Source organism: Candidatus Binataceae bacterium (assembly GCA_035500095.1).
Taxonomy (GTDB): Bacteria; Desulfobacterota; Binatia; order Binatales; family Binataceae; genus JAKAVN01.
The window spans coordinates 1-14,504 of record DATJXN010000042.1; the positions used below are offsets into that span (position 1 = coordinate 1).

Annotated in this window: 14 protein-coding genes; 5 read left to right on the top strand and 9 right to left on the bottom strand. The window is 66.4% G+C overall.

Going from position 1 to position 14,504, the window contains the following annotated elements:
* Nucleotides 1–222 precede the first annotated feature (222 nt).
* The 3 genes from VMI09_04840 to VMI09_04850 form a co-directional block, all read right to left on the bottom strand.
* On the bottom strand, nucleotides 223–969 hold the full coding sequence (locus VMI09_04840; protein ID HTQ24000.1) for a glycosyltransferase family 2 protein: 747 nt from the start codon (nucleotides 967–969) through the stop codon (nucleotides 223–225).
* Nucleotides 962–1,438 carry a flavin reductase family protein gene (locus tag VMI09_04845; GenBank protein HTQ24001.1) on the bottom strand — a complete coding sequence of 159 codons (477 nt, stop codon included), beginning with the start codon at nucleotides 1,436–1,438 and terminating at the stop codon, nucleotides 962–964. Before VMI09_04845 ends, VMI09_04840 begins: the two co-directional genes overlap by 8 nt.
* 103 nt (nucleotides 1,439–1,541) lie before the next feature.
* Nucleotides 1,542–2,054, bottom strand: a complete 513-nt coding sequence (locus VMI09_04850) for a flavin reductase family protein (GenBank protein ID HTQ24002.1) — start codon at nucleotides 2,052–2,054, stop codon at nucleotides 1,542–1,544.
* Between the two features lie 345 nt (nucleotides 2,055–2,399).
* On the opposite strand from VMI09_04850, the gene VMI09_04855 reads away from it, so the two are divergent.
* Together VMI09_04855 and VMI09_04860 are read left to right on the top strand one after the other, a co-directional pair.
* Nucleotides 2,400–3,617: a L,D-transpeptidase gene (locus tag VMI09_04855; protein ID HTQ24003.1), complete on the top strand. Its 1,218-nt coding sequence runs from the start codon at nucleotides 2,400–2,402 to the stop codon at nucleotides 3,615–3,617.
* Nucleotides 3,618–3,701: 84 nt separating this feature from the next.
* The gene (locus VMI09_04860; protein HTQ24004.1) at nucleotides 3,702–4,886 is read left to right on the top strand and encodes an iron-containing alcohol dehydrogenase; all 1,185 of its coding nucleotides are present in this window, start codon (nucleotides 3,702–3,704) and stop codon (nucleotides 4,884–4,886) included.
* 52 nt (nucleotides 4,887–4,938) lie between these two features.
* Here VMI09_04860 and VMI09_04865 read toward each other — a convergent pair whose 3' ends face one another.
* Nucleotides 4,939–6,441: an amino acid permease gene (locus VMI09_04865; GenBank protein HTQ24005.1), complete on the bottom strand. Its 1,503-nt coding sequence runs from the start codon at nucleotides 6,439–6,441 to the stop codon at nucleotides 4,939–4,941.
* A 194-nt stretch (nucleotides 6,442–6,635) separates the two neighbouring features.
* Between VMI09_04865 and VMI09_04870 the strand changes: the two genes are divergently transcribed.
* The 3 genes from VMI09_04870 (at nucleotide 6,636) to VMI09_04880 (ending at nucleotide 8,564) form a co-directional block, all read left to right on the top strand.
* Nucleotides 6,636–7,190: a hypothetical protein gene (locus tag VMI09_04870; GenBank protein HTQ24006.1), complete on the top strand. Its 555-nt coding sequence runs from the start codon at nucleotides 6,636–6,638 to the stop codon at nucleotides 7,188–7,190.
* A 533-nt stretch (nucleotides 7,191–7,723) separates the two neighbouring features.
* Nucleotides 7,724–7,933, top strand: a complete 210-nt coding sequence (locus VMI09_04875) for a hypothetical protein (protein ID HTQ24007.1) — start codon at nucleotides 7,724–7,726, stop codon at nucleotides 7,931–7,933.
* A 112-nt stretch (nucleotides 7,934–8,045) separates the two neighbouring features.
* Nucleotides 8,046–8,564 carry a RidA family protein gene (locus tag VMI09_04880; GenBank protein HTQ24008.1) on the top strand — a complete coding sequence of 173 codons (519 nt, stop codon included), beginning with the start codon at nucleotides 8,046–8,048 and terminating at the stop codon, nucleotides 8,562–8,564.
* A 49-nt stretch (nucleotides 8,565–8,613) separates the two neighbouring features.
* Here the strand turns inward: VMI09_04880 and VMI09_04885 are convergent, their stop codons facing one another.
* The 5 genes from VMI09_04885 to VMI09_04905 are packed head-to-tail and all read right to left on the bottom strand — an operon-like array spanning nucleotide 8,614 to nucleotide 14,503.
* On the bottom strand, nucleotides 8,614–10,116 hold the full coding sequence (locus VMI09_04885) for an NADH-quinone oxidoreductase subunit N (GenBank protein ID HTQ24009.1): 1,503 nt from the start codon (nucleotides 10,114–10,116) through the stop codon (nucleotides 8,614–8,616).
* The gene (locus VMI09_04890; GenBank protein HTQ24010.1) at nucleotides 10,113–11,672 is read right to left on the bottom strand and encodes an NADH-quinone oxidoreductase subunit M; all 1,560 of its coding nucleotides are present in this window, start codon (nucleotides 11,670–11,672) and stop codon (nucleotides 10,113–10,115) included. Before VMI09_04890 ends, VMI09_04885 begins: the two co-directional genes overlap by 4 nt.
* The gene (gene nuoL, locus VMI09_04895; GenBank protein ID HTQ24011.1) at nucleotides 11,672–13,594 is read right to left on the bottom strand and encodes an NADH-quinone oxidoreductase subunit L; all 1,923 of its coding nucleotides are present in this window, start codon (nucleotides 13,592–13,594) and stop codon (nucleotides 11,672–11,674) included. Before nuoL ends, VMI09_04890 begins: the two co-directional genes overlap by 1 nt.
* Nucleotides 13,595–13,628: 34 nt before the next feature.
* On the bottom strand, nucleotides 13,629–13,922 hold the full coding sequence (gene nuoK / locus VMI09_04900) for an NADH-quinone oxidoreductase subunit NuoK (GenBank protein HTQ24012.1): 294 nt from the start codon (nucleotides 13,920–13,922) through the stop codon (nucleotides 13,629–13,631).
* Between the two features lie 11 nt (nucleotides 13,923–13,933).
* A complete protein-coding gene (locus VMI09_04905; protein ID HTQ24013.1) occupies nucleotides 13,934–14,503 on the bottom strand; it encodes an NADH-quinone oxidoreductase subunit J in 570 nt (189 codons plus the stop codon).
* Between the last annotated feature and the right edge of the window lies 1 nt (nucleotide 14,504).

The following is a 14,504-nucleotide window of genomic DNA, read 5'->3' on the forward strand; positions in this document are numbered from 1 at the left end:
AAGATTGACAGAGTCCGCTTCATACGTGTTTCTCCTTTGTCCTTTGGCGGCTCTGCTCTGCAGGCCGCATGTCCAATACCCTTGCCATTGCCGTGCCACCTAAAAACCCAAGCCAAACAACCCGGACGCGACGCGCATCCGAAAGCAACTGACGCAGTTGGTCTAGCCGTCATACGTTTTGCGGCGCTGACTTTGTTGTCTCAAGGGGACGGAATCGCGCAGTTAGTTTTCCCGCCGCGCCGTTGGCTCGCCCTTGACGCGCGCGCTGTGCAGCCGTCCATAGAGCAGAAACAGCTCCCGGAACGCGCGCGTGATCACCTTGAGACTCGCTCCCGATTGCTCTCCGGTCAGCCGCGGCAGGTGACGCACCTCGACTTCGCAAACTTTCGCTCCTCGGCCCGTCAGCTGCGCCATCAGCTCGGCCGAGATCATCGCACCCTTGGCCTCCAGGTCGATTCCCTCGAGCAGATCGCGCCGGAAAAGTTTCAGCCCGCAATCGATATCGCTGACACGGATGCCCAGCAGAAGCCGCATCAGCACTGTCCATGCCTTGCCGTTGACCCGCCGCATCAACGGGTCGGCGCGGCGCGTCCGGTTACCGACGACTACATTATACTCCGGCGCCTTTGCCACGAGGCGGGCGATGTCGGACGCGTCGAACTGGCCGTCGCCGTCGCACAGCACGACCCACGGCTCGTGGCAAGCGCGGATGCCGGAGATTACGGCGGCCCCGTAACCGCGATTGACCGGATGATGAACTACCTTGATGTGCGGATTGGCGGCCGCGAGGCGGTCGGCGATCTCCCCGGTCCGGTCGCAGCTTCCGTCGTCGACGATTACGATTTCGTGCCGCCCGGCGACGCTCGGCAGTTCAGCTTCGAGTGACGCCGCCACGCGCTCGACGTTGCCTTCCTCGTTGTGACAGGGCAGGAAGACGCTGATACCGGACAGATGAGCCGGCTCAGTCACCGAGGGCGCGGTAGCCGCCACGGAAGAATAGCAGGGGCTTGCGATCGACGGTCGCGGCCTCCTGGATCTCGCCCAGGTAGATGGTGTGGTCGCCGCCGGGGTAGGTCGCGGCAAGCTTGCATTCGATATAACCGAGCGTGCCGTCGATGATCGCGGCCCCGTTGGCGCCTGCCCGATAGGCGACGCCCTCGAACTTGGGGCCGCCGCTGACCGCGAAGCGGCGAGATAGCGCTTCCTGGTCGTCGGCCAGGATATTCACCGTGAAGACCTTGCTCTCCTCGAAATAAGGATAGCTCTCGGCCTTCTTGTCCACCGAGATCAGCAGCAGCGGCGGATCCAGCGAGACCGAGGTGAAGGCATTGGCCGTCAGCCCGTAAGGCTTGCCGTCGCTCGAGACGGTGGTGATCACGGTGACACCGGTGGCGAAATGTCCCATCACCCGGCGCAGCTCATTTTTTTCGATAGCCATCAGGGGTGCTCCGCGTTGGCGAATCGTAGCAGAGGGGTTTGGCGACGGTCAATTTGAAGCTCGCGCGCGAAGGGCGCGGGCGCCGGCAGACGCCGGCGCCGGCCTACCATCCGGAACGGTCGCGCGGCAGGACCTCGCGGCCGCCCAAATATACGTAGTCGAGATCGAGCGAGGTCAGCGGACGCTGATTACTCGCGACGCGAACGCCCATCGGCTCCGCAACGAATATCGTATGGTCGCCGGCGACGACGCTGTTCACCACGCGCGCCTCGATCGAGACCATCGCCTGCTTGAGCCACGGCACGCCGAGGACGGGCGACAACTCGTATTCGATATCCGTCAGGTTGTCCGGGCGGCGCGCCCGCGATGAGTAGAAGTAGTCCTCCAGCGCCTTGCCACGCGCGCCCACGATGTTGAAGCCGAATACCCCCGTGCGCGCCAGCGCGGCGCGCGAGAAATGATTGTTGTCGACGGCCGCCGTGAAGAGCGGCGGCTCGCCCGAGACCTGGGTCGCCCACGACGACGACATCCCGTGATAATGACCGCCGTCGACCACGGTCAGCACGTAAATACCGGTGGTGAGGGACGAGAAGGCGCGCGCGAGGTCCTTATCCATTGAAGTACCAGCTCCAGCTAATGGTTGCGAATCCTATTGTCAGCGGCTTGCAACTGAGTTTTGAGAATCGCCCGCTTCAGAGGCTATTGTGATGTCGCGCAAATAACTTACATATCCGGAAGAGCGTGAAGGTGTCATTCCGAGGGAGTCAGGGACGGAGGAATCCCGGATCTTTGTTCGTTTTTCGTGGAAGCCGGGATTCCTCGCTGTGCTCGGAATGACAGCCTTGAGATCTTGGGATGAAACTTATTTCCGAGAGACCACACTAGTCGAGAATTGACCCGGCGGCCAAGCTCTTCCACAATGACTCCTGAGGTGGTGGGGAACGATGCGGGTCGCTATTCGATGAAACGGGCTCTGCGCTCCGCTCCTGTGGGAGCGATTTTAGCTATTGCGAGCGCGATCGGATGCGTCGCGGGCGTCTCCGCGCTTGATTATCCCGCAGGCGCCGCCTCGGCCGCGGCGCCATCCGCGGCGACATCGCTCGCATCCGCCGCGGCCGCGGCGGACGCGTCAGCGCCGGCCGCGGCCGGCCAACCCGTCGTATCGTCTGCTCCGAGGCCCGGGCAATGGGTGGTGCTGCCGCCGGTTGTGCCGGTGGCAGCGCCCAGTCCGGGCATGGCCGCCTACTCCGCACCGACGCCCGCGACAGCAATCGCGGCCGCCGTAGCGACGCCCGTCACGCCTGCGGGCGCGGTTGCGGCCGCGACCCCACTCGCCGCGGCGACCGCCATGGCGACTCCGGCTGCGGCCGTCGCGGCGATGCCGCTCGCGCCGCCGGCCGTTATGGCTTCGGTTCCCGCGCTGCCCGCGGCGGCGCCCGTCACTGCGAGCGGGGCGCCGGCTCAGGCGTTCTCGGTCGGCGGCGCAGCCGTAAGCGCGGCAGCGCCGGCGGCGATGCCGTCGCCGCCGCGCCTGGCGGCGCTCAGGCCGCCGCGCGGCGAGGCGCCGCCGATGGCGCCGACGTGGGTGTCCACGCCGGGCGCCACGACGACGCCGGTGCCTGCGTCCGCGGCGCCTGCGGGCGGCCCGGGCGCGGCGGCCAACGATAGGCCGACGCCGGGCATGATCGCGCTGCGCAACACGGCCGACCCGACGGTCGTGAACAATCCATATAACTGGTCAGTGATGGTCTATAAGTCGCAGCATCGGCTGGTCGTTTATTTCCGCGGACACCTTTACAAGGAGTATCACGCGGTCTTCGGGCGCAACCTCGACCCCGGAACCAAGCTCTGGTCGGGCGACCGCCGCACTCCCGAGGGCGCCTACACGATCATCGCCAAGCGCCTGAACGCGCGATGGCGTTACTTTCTTAAACTCAACTATCCCAATAACGCGGATCGCGCCCGCTACGAGCAGCTCGTCGCCGATGGCGAAGTGCCGCGCTACAGGGGTCGCGCGATCTCTCCGGGCGACGGAATCGGAATCCACGGCACTGACGAGCCGATCCTCAACACCGGGAACGTCAACTGGACCACCGGATGCATCTCGGTCGACAACGGTGCGATCGAGGAGCTCGAAGCCCTTCTGCCGGTCGGCACGCTCGTGGTAATCAAGCACTGAGATCCGCCACGCGCGCCGCGCGCCGGGGACGTACCCCGAGCGCGCGATTGCACAAACGGGCGAGATGTGAGGGAGCATACTCTGATGGAGCCAATTGCGGGTGAATTCAGTTTTACGCGCCTGGAGAAGGTGACGTTCGGGCCGGGCAAGGCCGCGAGCCTCGGACACGAACTCGAGCGCCGGGGGCTCAAGCGCGCGCTGGTCGTGACGGGCAAGACGCTGGGAGCGTCCAAGCTCCTGGACAGAGTGACCGCCGCTGCCGGACCGCGCCTGGCGGGAGTGTTCAAGGGCGCAAGCCAGCACGTGCCGTCGCATACGGTCGCCGCGCTGGTCGAGGAGTACAAGCGCATTGGCGCCGACAGTATGGTGAGCTTCGGCGGCGGAAGCCCGATCGACACGGTTAAAGTCGCCGCCAAGCGCATCCTGGAGGGCGATCGGCCCGGCGCCGCCGACGCGGGCACCATCGACTTCGAAGCGGGCGACGTGACGGGCGGGCCCGACCTTATTCATATCGCGATGCCGACGACGCTCTCGGCGGGAGAGTTCACCCCGATCGGCGGCGTCACCGACGAGAAAAGCAACGTCAAGGGCGGCGTGGTCGATCCGCGGCTCATCCCCCGCACGATCATCCTCGACCCTGAGCTCACGGTGGAAACCCCGGCCTGGCTCTGGGCGGCGACCGGGATGCGCGCGATGGATCATGCGGTCGAGGTTATCTATTCCTCGCGTCATCAGCCGATCGTCGATGCGCTCGCTGCGCGCGCCATCGCGATGCTGCTCGAGAATCTGCCGGCTTCGCTCAAGACCACGGGCGCCGAGTCGCTCGCGCATCGCGGACAGTGCCAGCTCGCGGCGTGGTTTTCGATCTTCGGCATCATGAGCACGCGCGTGGGTATCTCGCACGCGCTGGGCCATCAGATCGGACCGATGTGGGACGTGCCGCACGGGGTGACCTCGTGCATCACGCTGCCGCACGTGATGCGCTTCATGGCCGACGTCGCACCCGCGCGCTTCGGGCCGATCGCCGAGGGATTCGGCGTGCGCTTCGATCCGCAAAACCCGCGCCCGGCTGCGATCGAGTGCGCGGAGCGGATGGCGAAGTTCATCGCGCAGTTCGAAGTTCCGCACCGCTTGCGCGACGCCGGCGTGCCGCGCGAGCAAATCGGGACGATCGCCGACACGGTGCTCGACGAGGTCGAGCATGCGAACACGGTCGGCGCGCCGGTAACGCGTGGGAACCTCGTCCAGCTGCTCGAGGCGGCATACTAAGATCAGCCGACCGCGTCCCAGCCCTCCTCCCTTGAGGGGGAGAGAGCACGAGTTACGTCCAGTCGCCGCCGCCGGCGGCGGCGCGGGCGGATTCGGCCGCACGCAGCGCGCGGCGATGCAGATACCAGTAAACCGGGACGCCGCTTAGCACGATCAGCAATCCGCCCCAGGTGTAGCGTGGCTTGACCACCAGCAGATCGGCCATCAGCGCAACCGCGGCCACGATGTACCCCGCGGGCAGCCACGGGTAGCCCCACGCACGATAAGGACGCGGCGCGTCGGGACGCCGTGCGCGCATCACGAACACCGCGCCGACTGTGATCACATAAAAAAGGAGCTGCGCGAAAATCACGTAATCGAGCAGCTCCGAGTAGGTTCCCGAGAGCGTCAGCACCGCGGCCCATACCGCCTGTATCACCAGCGCCGCGGCCGGGACGCGCGCGCGGTTGAGTCGGCCCGCGGAAGGAAAGAACACGCCATCGTGCGCCATCGCGTAAAGCACGCGCGCGCCGGTCAGGATCAGTCCGTTGGCGCATCCGAAACCCGACAGCATGACCAGCACTGCGGTGATTACGCCGCCGGCGTTGCCCCACACCATCTGCATCGCCGCCGCCGCGACGCGGTCGCGCGGCGCGCCCGCGATACCGAGAGCGAAGAGCCGCTGCCCGAGTGCGCCGCCGGCGGGCGGAGCCGCGGGTGCCGCGACCGCCGGCAGCTGGCATAAGTAAGCGACGTTGGTGAGCACGTAGAGGAGGATTACAAGGCCGGTGCCGAGTGCAAGCGCGCGCGGGAGGTCGCGCCTGGGGTTGCGAATCTCGGCCGCGGTGAAAGTGACGCTCGCCCAGGCGTCGGCCGCGAACAGCGAGCCGACCATCGCGGCGCCAAACGCCCCGACGAATCCCATCGACCACTGACCGGGGCCGAAAAATCCGTTGACGAAGTTGATTTCGACCGCGGCATGGTTGGGCGCCACGATACATCCGAGCAGGATTATGAAGGCGAGCGAGAGCACCTTGGCGCTGGTGAAGAAATTCTGCACCGCGCGCCCCATGTCGAGCCCGCGCAGGTTGACAAAGGTGAGAAACGCGATCACGGTGATCGCGCCCGTGCGCTCGGCGTCGAGCCCCACGCTCTCCCATCCAAGCCACATCGGGCCGCCCAGCGCCGGCCAGAGTACCGCGCCGAAGCGGGCGCAAGCGACGGCGACCGCCGCTATCGTTCCGGTCTGGATCACCAGCAGCAGCGTCCATCCGAACAGGAACGCCGGCATCCCGCCGTACGCCTCGCGCAGATAGACGTACTGGCCGCCCGCCTGCGGCATCATCGCCGCCAGTTCGCCATAGGCGAGCGCGCCGGCGATCGTCATCACGCCCGCGGCGATCCATACCGCGAGCAGCGCAGCCGGCGAGCCAACGTGGCGCGCGATATCCGCCGAGACGATGAAGATGGCCGAGCCGATCATCGAGCCGGCGACAATAGTGATCGAGTCGAAGAGCGACAGCTCGGCCTTGAGTCCGCCCGGCCCCGCCGCCGTATCGCGCGCCGCTCCTGCCATCCGGATGTCCCTCCTCCAGGCCGCGCGATGGCGATACGGACGGGCGCCCGGGTATCTGGTTCCGGCTCGCGCCATCGCTGTTGATTGGTCAGGCCGCCGATTCAGCCCGCTCGTTGATTTAAGCGGAAAATCGGACTTAGCTCAGCATAGGAACGGCCTGAAAAAACCGCGACACGAGGGGGAGGATCACGACGATGGCGGCGAAGAAGCGAGGATCGCTGACGCGCAAACCGGCCACGACCTCAAAATCGGCGAAATCCCGGAAGTCGGCCAGGCCGGCGCCAGCGGGGCGCGTCGCCCAGCTCGAGGCGATGGTCGGCAGGCTGCGCGCGAACCTGGCCGCCGAGGTCAAGCGGCGCAAGCTCGACCAGCGCGTAGTGGCCGAGGCCAGGCGCGCCCGCGACGCGGTCGCGAGGCAGATGACGGCGCTGCGGGCGCAGAGAACCACGCTCGCGGCGCAAATCAAACGCGCGGCGAAGGAAAACCAGACGCTCGAGCAGGCGCGAAAGACGGCGCTCGCCATGGTCGAAGAGTTGCGCGCCGAACTGCACGACAAGAGCGAGGAGGTGCGCCGTACTTCAGCCGAGCTGGCCAAGCTCGCGCGGGAGTCGGCCACCCGGGCACGCGAGATTATGCATAGCCGCGGCCTCGCGGCTGAGCCGCCTCACGAGCCCGAGATCGAACTCCCTCACGACGACGAACCTTTCGACGACGAGCCGTTCACCGGCGGCGAAAAGCCGCCGATCTAGCCGTCCCCGCAGGGTCGCGCGGCGTCTCCCGGGGCGCCGACGCACGGCATCGGCAACCGGATGCGCGCCCGCCCGCGGGCCGGCGCGCATCCGGACGAAAAAGCAATAATCAGAAAACTTGCCTTGACAGAGCCTTACTGAGCGGCAGACGGCGCGGCCGCAGGACTTGCTTCCGCTGCGCCGCCGCTGGGCGCTGTTTCGCCGCCGGCCGCGGGGCTTGCTTCGGCTGAAGCCGCGGGCGCGGAGCTTTCGGGTGCGGGCTGTTCGCTCTTCTGACAGGCAGCCGCCGCGAAGAACATCGGGATCAAGGCCAGAACCAGATATTTGCGCATCGCAAACCTCCTTGATGAGGGAGACCCCCAACGCCAACCTACTTCGCCCGCCAAGCGTAGTTCAAGCTCGGCGGCGGCCGCTCGCGAGCCGGCTGTTCGCGAAATCACCGGGAAATTTTGCCTGTCGCTGCCGCAGTATGTATTATTGCGGGCGAAGTAGCCTAGGAGGTCGTGGTTGTGGCAGGGCGTCGTCGTTTTGGTATGTCGGCGAGAATGCTCGAATGTGTGGGGGCGGAGCACGTGGTCGAACACGACATGGACATGAAACGCGCCGGGTCGCAGGAATCTCCTGTGACCTCGCGCTTGTTCGATCTCGTGCGCTGGCTTACGCCAGGCGAGCGTCCGACAGGCTCGCCGATGCGCTCGGTGGCGCGCGAGATCGAGGAGTTGTGGCCGTCGCGCGATCGTTAGACGCCGGCCGCACCGCTTCGCGCGCGTAAAAAAACGTTCTCTTGAATCTTCCGCTTCGAAGGATCATCTTCGAAGTACCGCGTCGGGGGAAAACTTCGGGGGGAAAACTCTGATGGACGATATCGTCCGCATCTCCAGCGCCGCGCCCTGGGAACCAATCTTCGGCTACTCGCGCGCCGTAAGGGCGGGCGACTGGGTCGCGGTGTCGGGCAGCACCGGGCTCGACGAGCACGGTCAGCTGACAGGCCGCGGACAGATTTACGTCCAGACGCGCCAGGCGATCAGCAATATTGCTGCGGCGCTGCGCCGGCTGGGAGTAGGGCTCGAGCGCGTCGTGCGCACCCGGGTTTACGTGACCGAACTCGATCGTTTCGGCGACGTCGCACGCGCGCATCAGGAGATGTTCGGCGCGGCGCCGCCCGCCTCGACCGTGGTCCAGGTCGCCCGCCTGGTCCATCCCGACATGCTGGTGGAGATCGAAGCCGACGCGTACGCCGGCCCCGCGGCGACGACGGTGGCGCGGCCCACGGTCGCGGTTCGCGCCGTACCCGCATCCAAAGGCCGCGTGCCGCGCAAGGGCGCGATGGCGCCGGCGGCGCGTCCGCGGCGCAAGACCGCGCGCCGCCGCTAAGGCACTATCGCTTCTAATGGATCGCGCGCGCCGCGCTCCGGCCAGCGCGCTATCGGTTCAATACGACGTGATGATGCGGCGCGCGGTTTAGCGCCGAGGCAAATGCGCCCGTAGCGCTGCTGATGTAGGGCTGCGGGAACAGGCCGATAACGACCGTGCCGATCGCCGCGATGACCAGCGCCGCGACCAGTGCCGGCCGCGTGCGCATCGGCTCCGGCTCCACGCCGCCTTCGCGCGCGTACATCGCGATCAGCACCGACAGATAGTAGTAGGCCGACATCACGCTGTTGAGCACGGCGATTACCGTCAGCCACACGAGGTGCGCGTCGAGCGCCGCGGAGAAGATGTAGAACTTGCCGAAGAAGCCGGCGAGCGGCGGCACGCCGGTCAGCGACAGCATGAAGAGCGCCATCGCGGCCGCGAGCATCGGATGGCGCGTCGCGAGGCCGCGATAGTCCGCGATATCGTCCTGACGCGCGCCGCGCCGCTCGAGCGCGACCACCACGGCGAAGGCGCCGAGGTTGGTGAAGACGTAACCGAGCAGGTAGTAGAGGATCGCTCCGCCCGCGCGCGGTGAATCGACCGCGGTCATCCCGACCAGGATGTATCCGGCGTGCGCGATCGCCGAGTACGCGAGCATCCGCTTGATATTCGTCTGCACCAGAGCGGCCAGGTTGCCCACGGTCATGGTCAGCGCGGCCATCACCCACATCACCGTCGTCCATTGCGGGCCGAGCGGCGCCAGGTGGACCATGAAGACGCGGACGAAGGCGGCGAAAGCCGCGGCCTTCACGCCCACCGCCATGAATCCGGTAATCGGCGTGGGTGCGCCCTCGTAGGCGTCGGGCGTCCACATATGGAAGGGCACGGCGGCGACCTTGAAGCCGAAGCCGATCAGCAGGAGACCGAGTCCGGCGAGCAGCAGGGCGTTATCGGTGGCTGGACGCGAGAGGGCGGCCTCGATCGGCTCGAGCTTGACCGAGCCGGTGGCACCATAGATGAGCGCGATGCCGTAGAGCAGGAAGCCGGTCGAGAATGCGCCGAGGAGAAAGTACTTGAGCGCGGCCTCATTGGAGCGCGGGTCGCGGCGCAAAAAGCCGGCCAGCGCATAGACCGCGATCGACATCGTCTCGAGGCCGAGGAAGATCACGATCAGATCGTCGGCCGCCGCCATCAGCATCATGCCGAGCGCGGCGAACATCAGCAGCGCGTAGTACTCGGCGCCGGGCAACCGCGCGTCGGCCGCGTACTCGACCGAAATCAGCGCGGTCATCGCCGAGGCGATCAGCACCAGCAATTCGAAGTAAGCGCTGTAGCTGCTGACCGAGAGCGCGCCCGAAAAGGTGAGCGACGGAGGCCCGCTGAAGAGCAGCATCGTCAGGATCGCGGCGAAGACGAACAGCGCGATCGACAGAATCCCGAGGGCGCCGCTCTCCTCGTCGTCGGTCTCGACGCCGGCGAGCAGCACGCCCATCGCGCCCGCGCCGACCACGATGAGCGGCAGGATAGGCACCCAGGCGAAGTTGATAACGCTCCAGTTGAACTGGGTCATTTGGGGGCCACGGATTTGGCTTCGGCGAGCGCGGCGAGTGCGTGGGCCTCGCGATGCTCGCCGTCGATTCGCGCCTGCGCGGCGTGGACGCGGCCCAAAAGCGCGCCCACCGACGGCTCCATCCGGCTGAGCAGCGGCCGCGGATAGAGCCCCATCAGGAGCATCAGCGCGATAAGCGGCGCCATCACCGCCAGTTCGCGCGCGTTCAGATCGGCGATCGTGCGGTTGACGGCGTGCGTGATCGGACCGAACATCACGCGCTCGTAGGCATAGAGCATGTAGAGCGCGCCGAGGATAAGGCCGGCGACGCCGACTTCGGCGGCGAGCGATTTGCTGAGGTAAGTGCCGAGCAGGATCAGGAACTCGCCGACGAAGCCGTTAAGCCCGGGCAATCCGATCGACGAGAGCATCACCACCATGAAGACGGCGGCGTAGATCGGCACGCTCTTCCAGAGCCCGCCGAACTCGGAAATCTCGCGCGTGTGGCGGCGCAGGTAGATCATCCCGATCAGCAGGAACAGGCCGCCGGTCGAGATTCCATGGTTCAGCATCTGGTAGATCGCGCCCTGCACGCCCTGCGGGTCGAGCGCGAAGATCCCGAGCATCACGAAGCCCAGGTGGCTGACCGAGGAGTAGGCGACGAGGCGCTTGAGGTCCGGCTGGACCATCGCGACCAGCGCGCCGTAAACGATTCCCACCACCGCGAGCGCCAGGAAGAGCGGCGCCGCCTCGATCGCGATCTCCGGAAAGAGCGGAATCGCGAAGCGCAGGAAGCCGTAGGTTCCCATCTTGAGCATCACGCCGGCCAGGATCACCGAGCCCGCGGTAGGTGCCTCGGTATGCGCGTCGGGCAGCCAGGTATGCACCGGCCACATCGGCACCTTGATCGCAAAGGCGAGCGCGAAGGCCGCGAACAGCCACGTGGCTTCGGAATGGCTTAGCGGCACGCCGTAGAGCTCGGGCAAATCGAAGGTCAGTTGGCCCAGATGCGCGCGGGCCGCAGCGACCAGGTAAAGGATCGCGACCAGCATCAGGATCGAGCCGAGCATCGTGTACAGGATGAACTTGAAGGCGGCGTAGTATTTGCGCCCATGCCCCCAGATGCCGATGAGGAAGTACATCGGGATCAGCATCAGCTCCCAGAACACGTAGAACAGGAAGAGATCGACCGCGAGCAGCGCGCCCAGCAGCCCCATCTCCAGCACCAGCATGAAGAAGCAGAACTCGCGCGGCCGCGTCGCGATATCGCCGCCGCCCGAATAGAGCATCGAGAGCGAGAACAGCACCGTGGTCAGCATCACCAGGAAGAGGCTGATCCCGTCCACCCCGAGGTGATACGAGATGCCGAACTGGGGAATCCACGCGGCCCGCTCGACGAACTGATAGCCGGCCTGCGAGGGGTCGAACGCCATGAACAGATAGATCGAGATGGCGAGCGGGATGAGCGAGAAGATGAAGCCGGAGCGCCAGGTCGCGCGCTCCTCGGGCTGCGCCAGCACGAACAGCGCGCCCAACAGCGGCGTGAAGATAACCGCGGTCAGCCAGGAACCACCCATCAGCGCACCATCACCAGGTAAACGTAGTAGGCGACGATCCCGACCGCGCCCACCAGATAGACGAACGCGTAGGCCTGGACGTTGCCGGTCTCCGAGCGCCGCGTGGCCTCGCCCGCTTCCTCGAAACCCGCGCCGGTGCCGTCCACGACGCCGTCGATTATGCCGCGATCGACGCCGCGTGCCAGCACGTTTTCCGATCCCCAGAAAAGGAAGCGCCCGAAGATCGCGTTGTAAAGCTCGTCAACGTAGTACTTGCCCATCAGCACCCGGTAAAAGGCGCCGACGCGCGCGGCGATCCGATCGGGCAACTCGGGCTCGCGGATATAAAGGACGTGGGCCGAGAGAAAGCCGACCAGCGTCGCCAGCAGCGCGACCAGTCCGACCGCGCCCGTCGCGGCGCCGTGCGCGGCCTCGGTATGGAACCTGCCCAGCACTGGCGCCATCCAGCGCGTGAACGCGCCGCCCCAAAGCCACCCCGCCGGCAGCTCGACCCATCCGCCGACGACCGAGAGCACGCCCAGGATGATGAGCGGCACGGTCATCACGGGCGGCGATTCATGCGGATGCTTGCCGGGGGCGACGCGCGAGCTTCCGTGAAAGGTCATGAACAGCAGGCGGAACATGTAGAAGGCGGTGAGGCCGGCAGTAAAGATGCCGAGGAGCCAGAGCCCGCTGAAACCCGCGGCGTAGGTGCGCTCGAGTATCAGGTCCTTCGAGAAGTAGCCCGAGAACCCGGGCACCGCGCTGATTGCGAGCGTCGCCGCGAGCATCGTGGCGTAAGTTATCGGCATCCGTTCGCGCAGCCCGCCCATCCGGGTCATGTCCTGCTCGCCGTCGAGTCCGTGGATTACCGAGCCGGCGCACAGGAACAGCAGCCCCTTGAAGAACGCGTGCGTCATTACGTGAAAGATTCCCGCCGCGAACGCGCCCGCGCCCACGCCCATGAACATGTACCCGAGCTGGCTGATGGTCGAGTAGGCGAGCACGCGCTTGATGTCGGTCTGGACCACCGCGACCGTGGCGGCGAAAAACGCGGTCACCGCGCCGACGACCGCGACGACGTACATCGCCTCGGGCGCTAGCGTGTAAAGGAAATTGAGCCGCGCCATCATGTAAACGCCCGCGGTCACCATCGTCGCCGCGTGGATGAGCGCGCTTACCGGCGTAGGGCCGACCATCGCATCCGGCAGCCACACATAGAGTGGAATCTGCGCCGACTTGCCGGTCGCGCCGAGCAGCAGCAACAGACCAGCCGTCGTCGCCACCGGCGTGAGCAGCGCGCGATGCGCGTCGAGCTCGGCGAAGTTCAGCGTCCACACGCCGTGCGCGGCGAGCGCCGAGAGGATCGCGAGGATGCCCAGGATGAAGCCCGCGTCGCCCACGCGGTTGACCACGAAAGCCTTGCGCCCGTTGTAGGCGAACTGGGCGTTGTCGTACCAGAACGCGATAAGGAGGTAGGAGCAGAGGCCCACCCCTTCCCATCCGACGAACATCAGCAGCAGGTTGTCGGCCAGCACCAGCACGAGCATCGAGAGCGCGAACAAATTCAGGTAGGCGAAGTAGCGCGCGTAGTCTTCGTCATGCGCCATGTAGCCGACGGAGTAGAGATGGATTACCGCGCCGACGCCGGTCACGATCAGCGTCATCACGGCCGAGAGCGCGTCGAGGCGGAGCGCGATCGCGGTATGGAACTGCCCCGCGACAATCCACGGCCATAGTGTCGTTTCGAGCGCCGCACCGGCGGGCATCGACGCAAGGCGCGCAAAGCCCCACAGCGCAATAAGGAAGGCGAGAAAGATCACCCCCGGGCCGACGAGGTTGACCGCACCGCGTCCGGCGCGCCGGCCCCAGAACACGTTGAACAGGAAGCCGGCTGCCGGCAAAAGCAGGATCAGCGCGAGTGCAGGAAATTGAGCCGTCATGATTGGGGCCGTCAGGGGTTCGCCGCCGTTTCGCTCACCAGCGCATCAGGTTGAGTTCGTCTGCGTTGACGGTCTCGCGGTTGCGGAAGATCGAAATGATAATCGCAAGACCGACCGCGGCCTCGGCGGCCGCCACCGTCATCACGAAGAAAACGATCACCTGCCCGTCCATCGAGCCGAGCCGGCGCCCCAGCGCGACGAACGCCAGGTTGACCGCATTGAGCATGATCTCGATCGACATGAAGATCACGATGACGTTGCGCCGCAGGAGCACGCCGGCCGCGCCGATCGCGAACAAGAGGGCGCTCAGTCCCACGAAGTAGCTCATCGGTACCATCGTCAGGCGCCCCTCTCCGAGCTCGCCGCGGCGGCGCCCGCCGCCATCGCCTGCGCGGAAACGCCCCGCCGCGACGGCTCGCGGCGGGCGAGCGCGACCGCGCCGACGATGGCGGCGAGCAGCAGGACCGAGGTGATCTCGAAGGCCACCAGGTAGTCGGCAAAAAGTGTGGTCGCGAGCATGTCGAGCGATCCGTAGCCGGGCGGGGCGGCCGCCTGCGCGCCGCCCGCGGTGGGCGCGTGTCTAAGCAGCAGGAACAGCTCGGCGACCAACGCGGCGCAGAGCAGCCCCGAGATCGCCTTGACCGCGAGATAGCCGGGCGCGCTGCGCAATTCGGTCTGCAGGTTGAGCAGCCAGATCACGAACAGGAACAGGACCATGATCGCGCCGGCGTACACGATCGCCTGCAGGAAACCGACCGTCACGGCGTCGAGGCCGATGAAAATCACCGCGAGCGTGAGCAGCGTCGCCACCAGCGAGAGCAGGCAGTGGACGGGGTTGCGCTGCGCCACCGTGCCGAGCGCCGAGATCACCGCGAGCGTGGCGAGAAACATGAATACGCCGGGCGTCATC

Coding starts and splice junctions, on each gene's coding strand:
- VMI09_04845 (HTQ24001.1), bottom strand. CDS start 1,438: ATGGCTATCGAAAAAAATGAGCTGCGCCGGGTGATGGGACATTTCGCC.
- VMI09_04850 (HTQ24002.1), bottom strand. CDS start 2,054: ATGGATAAGGACCTCGCGCGCGCCTTCTCGTCCCTCACCACCGGTATT.
- VMI09_04855 (HTQ24003.1), top strand. CDS start 2,400: ATGAAACGGGCTCTGCGCTCCGCTCCTGTGGGAGCGATTTTAGCTATT.
- VMI09_04860 (HTQ24004.1), top strand. CDS start 3,702: ATGGAGCCAATTGCGGGTGAATTCAGTTTTACGCGCCTGGAGAAGGTG.
- VMI09_04865 (HTQ24005.1), bottom strand. CDS start 6,441: ATGGCAGGAGCGGCGCGCGATACGGCGGCGGGGCCGGGCGGACTCAAG.
- VMI09_04870 (HTQ24006.1), top strand. CDS start 6,636: ATGGCGGCGAAGAAGCGAGGATCGCTGACGCGCAAACCGGCCACGACC.
- VMI09_04875 (HTQ24007.1), top strand. CDS start 7,724: ATGTCGGCGAGAATGCTCGAATGTGTGGGGGCGGAGCACGTGGTCGAA.
- VMI09_04880 (HTQ24008.1), top strand. CDS start 8,046: ATGGACGATATCGTCCGCATCTCCAGCGCCGCGCCCTGGGAACCAATC.
- VMI09_04885 (HTQ24009.1), bottom strand. CDS start 10,116: ATGACCCAGTTCAACTGGAGCGTTATCAACTTCGCCTGGGTGCCTATC.
- VMI09_04890 (HTQ24010.1), bottom strand. CDS start 11,672: ATGGGTGGTTCCTGGCTGACCGCGGTTATCTTCACGCCGCTGTTGGGC.
- nuoL (HTQ24011.1), bottom strand. CDS start 13,594: ATGACGGCTCAATTTCCTGCACTCGCGCTGATCCTGCTTTTGCCGGCA.
- nuoK (HTQ24012.1), bottom strand. CDS start 13,922: ATGAGCTACTTCGTGGGACTGAGCGCCCTCTTGTTCGCGATCGGCGCG.
- VMI09_04905 (HTQ24013.1), bottom strand. CDS start 14,503: ATGACGCCCGGCGTATTCATGTTTCTCGCCACGCTCGCGGTGATCTCG.